A 433-nucleotide genomic window follows, 5' to 3' on the forward strand; every position below is an offset into this window, starting at 1 on the left:
TGGTACGCGGCACGCGCCGGAGCGCCGCACCCGCGGCGCCGTCCGCCGCCGACGGGCCCCCGCTCGCCGCGCGGCTGGCGGCCCTGCCGCCCGCCGAGACGCACCGGACCCTGCTCGGCCTGGTACGCGGCCACGCCGCCGCCGTCCTCGGACACGCCTCCACCGAGCTGATCGGCGCGGCGCGGCCGTTCAGGGAGCTGGGCTTCGACTCCCTCACCGGCGTCGAACTGCGCAACCGGCTCATGGCGGCGACCGGGACCCGGCTGCCCGCCGCCCTGGTCTTCGACCACCCCACCCCCGAAGCGCTCGCCCGCCACCTCGCCGACCGGCTCCTCGCGGGCTCCCCGTCCGCCGCGCCGCCGGGCGCCGCCGAACTCGACCGGCTCGACGCGCTCGCCGCCGAACTGGCCGGCGCGGGCGCCGACGGCGCGCC

1 protein-coding gene is annotated in these 433 nt (G+C 81.1%); it reads left to right on the forward strand.

The features are described from left to right. On the forward strand, positions 1 to 433 hold a 433-nt coding region (locus KM933_RS38815), incomplete at both ends, for an acyl carrier protein (RefSeq protein ID WP_221362405.1).

The sequence above is a fragment of the Streptomyces beigongshangae genome, assembly GCF_019710745.1.
Classification (GTDB): domain Bacteria; phylum Actinomycetota; class Actinomycetes; order Streptomycetales; family Streptomycetaceae; genus Streptomyces; species Streptomyces beigongshangae.